We start from the raw sequence: 3,780 nt of genomic DNA, 5'->3' as shown, positions 1-3,780 counted from the left end.
GGTGTCGATGACGGTGAGGTCCCACCTGTTCCCATTCCGAACACAGAAGTTAAGCTCACTTGTGCCGAAGATAGTTGGCTGGACACGGCCTGTGAAAATAGGTAGATGCCGGCTTCTCTGACAAAAACCCCTGAGGATGAATCCTCGGGGGTTTTCTCTTGTTGTTTTTTCCACACGGAAGAAGCAGCGGAAAAGAAATAAAAGGACAAATTCGGGCACAAATAAAATAGACCGCCGGCAGGAAATCGGACGGAAAATTTCAATAAAAAAATCCCCGCTTTTCCATGACAGGAGAGGCGGGGACCTGCTGTTTTATTCGCCGGTAAAGCTGTCGCCGTCCGGGGGCAGCTCGGCGATGGTCTCTGCGGATTCGGGAACCGCTGTGCGGGGCACGCCACGATAGACCAGGGCCTGTTCCAGCACTTCGGCGCAGACCGGGGCCGCAATGGTGCCGCCGGCAGTGGTCCAGCTGTGGGGCTCGTCAATGCAGATCAGACAGAGCATCTGGGGATCGTTGATGGGGGCCACCGCCACAAAAGAGGCGATGCGGGCTTTGGGGTCGTCGCTGTCCAGCTTTTGGCTGGTACCGCTCTTGCCGCCCACCCGGTACCCTGCAATCTGGGCATTCTGGCCGCCGCCGCTGGTGACCACGGCCTCCATCATCTGACACATGATAGCTGAGGTCTCGGGCTTGATGACCTGTCGGGTGCAGTTGGGCCGGGTTTGACTCACGACGGAACCGTCGGCGCTGCGGATTTCCGAGACCACATAGGGCCGCATCAGCCGCCCGCCGTTGACAATGGCGGCCACCGCTGCCGCCATTCCGATGTAGCTTACCTTGCTGCTCTGGCCAAAGGAACAGGAGGCCAGCTCCACAGGGCCCATCCGGTCGGCGGTGTAATAGAGGCTTTTGGTGGGTTCTGCGGGCAGATCAATGCCGGTGGCGCCCCGCAGCCCAAAGGCGGCAAAATAGTCGCAGAAGGCCTCTTTTCCCAGACGGGCGCCAATCTGGATGAAACTCTGGTTGCAGGAGTTCATCAGGGCTTCGGTGACAGTCTGGACTCCGTGCCGCCGCCGGTTGGCGCAGTGAAACCGTGTCCCGGACACCGAGATGGATTCTCCGCAGACAAAGGTGTCGGTGGGGGCGATGGCGCCTGCATCCAGGGCCGCCGCGCAGGTGATGAGTTTGAAGACGCTACCCGGCTCGTACAGGTCGCTGACCGCTTTGTTGCGCCATTGGGTCTGCTGGGCCAGCTGCAGGGCGGCGCTGCGCTCCTCCCCGGTGAGGGCGTCCACGGCGGCCCGGGCGGTGTCGTCGTAGATGATCCGGGGCTGGTTGGGATCGTAGGCGGGGGTGGTGGCCATGGCCAGCACGGCCCCTGTATTGACGTTCAGAACGATCCCCACCCCGCGGGCGGCGGCGCTGTGCTCCTGCACCGCGTAGCCCAGGGCGTTTTCCAGATAGCGCTGGATGTTGGAGTCAATGGTCAGCACCAGAGAGTCCCCCTCCACAGGGGGCTGCTCCACGGCATAGCTCTGCTCCAGGGTGTAGCCCCAGGCGTTCACCGCCGTCAGAACCAGGCCGTTTTCCCCGGTGAGAACCTGGTCGTATTCCAGTTCCAGCCCCGAAACGCCGGCGTTGTCCACGTTGGTAAAACCCAGCACCGAGGCCAAAAATGTCCCCTCAGGATACCAGCGCTTGGTGTCCTGATTGATGCGGATGCCGGTGACTCCGTTGTCCTCGCAGAAGGCCCGGACGGCGTCGGCGGTGTCCCGGTCCACACGGTACCGCAAAAGGCAGTCGTTGGAGGAGCGGTCGCTGAATTTTTCCAGTAAATCCGCCGCATCCAGGTCCAGAATTTGGGCCAGAGACTGGGCGGCCAGCTCCAGTTTGTCCTCCGGCATCTCCCGGGGAGAGGCCCGCAGGGTCCAGCAGCTGGCGTTGGAAGCCAGCACCATCCCGTCGGCGCTGTAGATTTTGCCCCGGTCGGCGGGGACCACCGTGTCCTGCAGCTGCTGGCCCAGGGCCCGCTGGGTGTACCAGTCCTCGCTGACCAGTTGGAGCCAGGCCAGCCGTGCGGCCAGGCCGGTGAAACAGATGGCGCAGAATACCCCCGCCACCAACCGGGCCCGCAGACGGAAACTGCGGTCGGGCAGGCTGCGCTCTTGGGGCTGCGGCATAAAAATCCCCCCTTCTCCCTCTACTGTATGCGGCGCATTGCCGCCGGCATGACTAAGCCGGGGCGGCTCTGCGTACAATATCCTGGAAGGGAGGCGGTGCGCTTTGGCGGAAGATGCAACGGCACGGTGGAACCCCACGGCCTTGGCCAAGCGGCGGGGACTGACAACCTCATATCCTCTGGACCTGCCGTTTCTGGTGCTGGTGTTGACTCTGGTGGGGTTCGGGCTGGTGATGCTGTTCAGCGCCAGCTATGCGGTGGCCCTCTACCGGCGCGGGGATGCCTATGCCTACATCCGGCCCCAGCTGCTGTATGCGGCGCTGGGCCTGATCGCCATGTGGCTGGCCAGCCGGGTGGATTACCATATCTATCACAAGCTGGCCTGGCCGGTGCTGGGGGTGTCCCTGGTGCTGCTGGTGCTGGTTTTGTTCATGCCGGAATACAACGGCTGCAAGCGCTGGCTGGTGATCCCCGGAGTGGGAACATTACAGCCCAGCGAAATCGCAAAGTTCGCGGTGGTGCTGGCTTTTTCCCATATTATTTCCCTCAATGCCAGCCGGATGAAAAGCTTTTCGGTGGGGGTGCTGCCCTTTGGCCTGGTGCTGGGAATGGTGGCGGTATTGATGCTGCTGGAACCCCACCTGTCGGGCACCCTGCTGATTCTGGGCATTGGGGCGGTGCTGATGTTTGTGGGCGGCACCGGGATTAAATGGTTCATCCTGGCGGGTGCCGGGGCGGTGGGCGCGGTGGGCGCGGCGGTGGCCGTCATGCCCGACCTGGTGCCTTACGCTGCCAGCCGTCTGGCCTCCTGGCTGGACCCCTTTGCCGACCCGCTGGGGGACGGTCATCAGACCATCCAGAGCCTGTATGCCATCGGTTCGGGCGGGGCCACCGGCCTGGGTCTGGGCAACAGCCGCCAGAAACATATGTTTGTGCCGGAACCCCAGAACGATTTTATCTTTTCTATTGTCTGCGAGGAGCTGGGCTTTGTGGGGGCGCTGGCGGTGGTGACCCTCTTTGTTCTCTTGCTATTGCGGGGCATCACCCTGGCCGTCCATGCCCCCGACCGGTTCGGCGGGCTGCTGGTGGTGGGCTTTGTGGTCCAGGTGACCATGCAGGCGGCTCTGAACATTGCGGTGGTCACCAACACCATCCCCAACACCGGCATCAGCCTCCCCTTTTTCTCCTCCGGCGGCACCAGTCTGATGATGCTTCTGGGTGAGATGGGGATTGTCCTGTCGGTGTCCCGGCAGGAGAGTTAGACGGCGACTTTTTTGGACAAATTCCGCGGGTAATTCCCCCGGTGGTTTTCCGGGATACAATCGAGGCTCTTTTCTCACACCAAACCCCCGTTTTGCATACCGTAGGGTATCTTTTGCGAAACGGGGGTATTCTTATGGGCAGAACGATGACGGTGCAGGGCGGGCGCTCTTTGTATGGGACGGTGGAGGTTCCTGCGGCCAAGAACAGCGTGCTGCCTTTGCTGGCGGCCAGCCTCCTGTGCGGCGGGCCGGTGCGGCTGGAACAGGTGCCGCGGCTGTCGGATGTGGAGGACTGTCTGGGCATCCTGCGGGCGGTGGGCTGCGGGGCGGCCTGGGAG

At 62.5% G+C, this 3,780-nt stretch carries 2 protein-coding genes, 1 rRNA gene and 1 pseudogene; 3 read left to right on the top strand and 1 reads right to left on the bottom strand.

The annotated features are described in order from the left end of the window. A 5S ribosomal RNA gene (gene rrf, locus B5E67_RS15065) occupies positions 1-114 on the top strand; the annotation flags it as partial. Between the two features lie 198 nt (positions 115-312). Here rrf and B5E67_RS15060 read toward each other — a convergent pair. Continuing rightward, complete coding sequence (locus B5E67_RS15060) at positions 313-2,181, bottom strand: penicillin-binding transpeptidase domain-containing protein (RefSeq protein WP_087385897.1); 1,869 nt, start codon at positions 2,179-2,181, stop codon at positions 313-315. A 103-nt stretch (positions 2,182-2,284) separates the two neighbouring features. Here B5E67_RS15060 and B5E67_RS15055 point away from each other — a divergent pair, with 103 nt between their 5' ends. Together B5E67_RS15055 and B5E67_RS15050 are read left to right on the top strand one after the other, a co-directional pair. Continuing rightward, positions 2,285-3,442 carry a putative peptidoglycan glycosyltransferase FtsW gene (locus tag B5E67_RS15055; protein WP_242957059.1) on the top strand — a complete coding sequence of 386 codons (1,158 nt, stop codon included), beginning with the start codon at positions 2,285-2,287 and terminating at the stop codon, positions 3,440-3,442. 134 nt (positions 3,443-3,576) lie between these two features. Continuing rightward, a pseudogene (locus tag B5E67_RS15050) lies at positions 3,577-3,780 on the top strand (UDP-N-acetylglucosamine 1-carboxyvinyltransferase); the annotation flags it as partial.

This window comes from Faecalibacterium sp. An122 (genome assembly GCF_002160895.1).
Taxonomy (GTDB): domain Bacteria; phylum Bacillota; class Clostridia; order Oscillospirales; family Ruminococcaceae; genus Faecalibacterium.
This window is presented reverse-complemented; position numbering and strand designations above follow the sequence as displayed.

Coding starts and splice junctions, on each gene's coding strand:
- B5E67_RS15060 (WP_087385897.1), bottom strand. CDS start 2,181: ATGCCGCAGCCCCAAGAGCGCAGCCTGCCCGACCGCAGTTTCCGTCTG.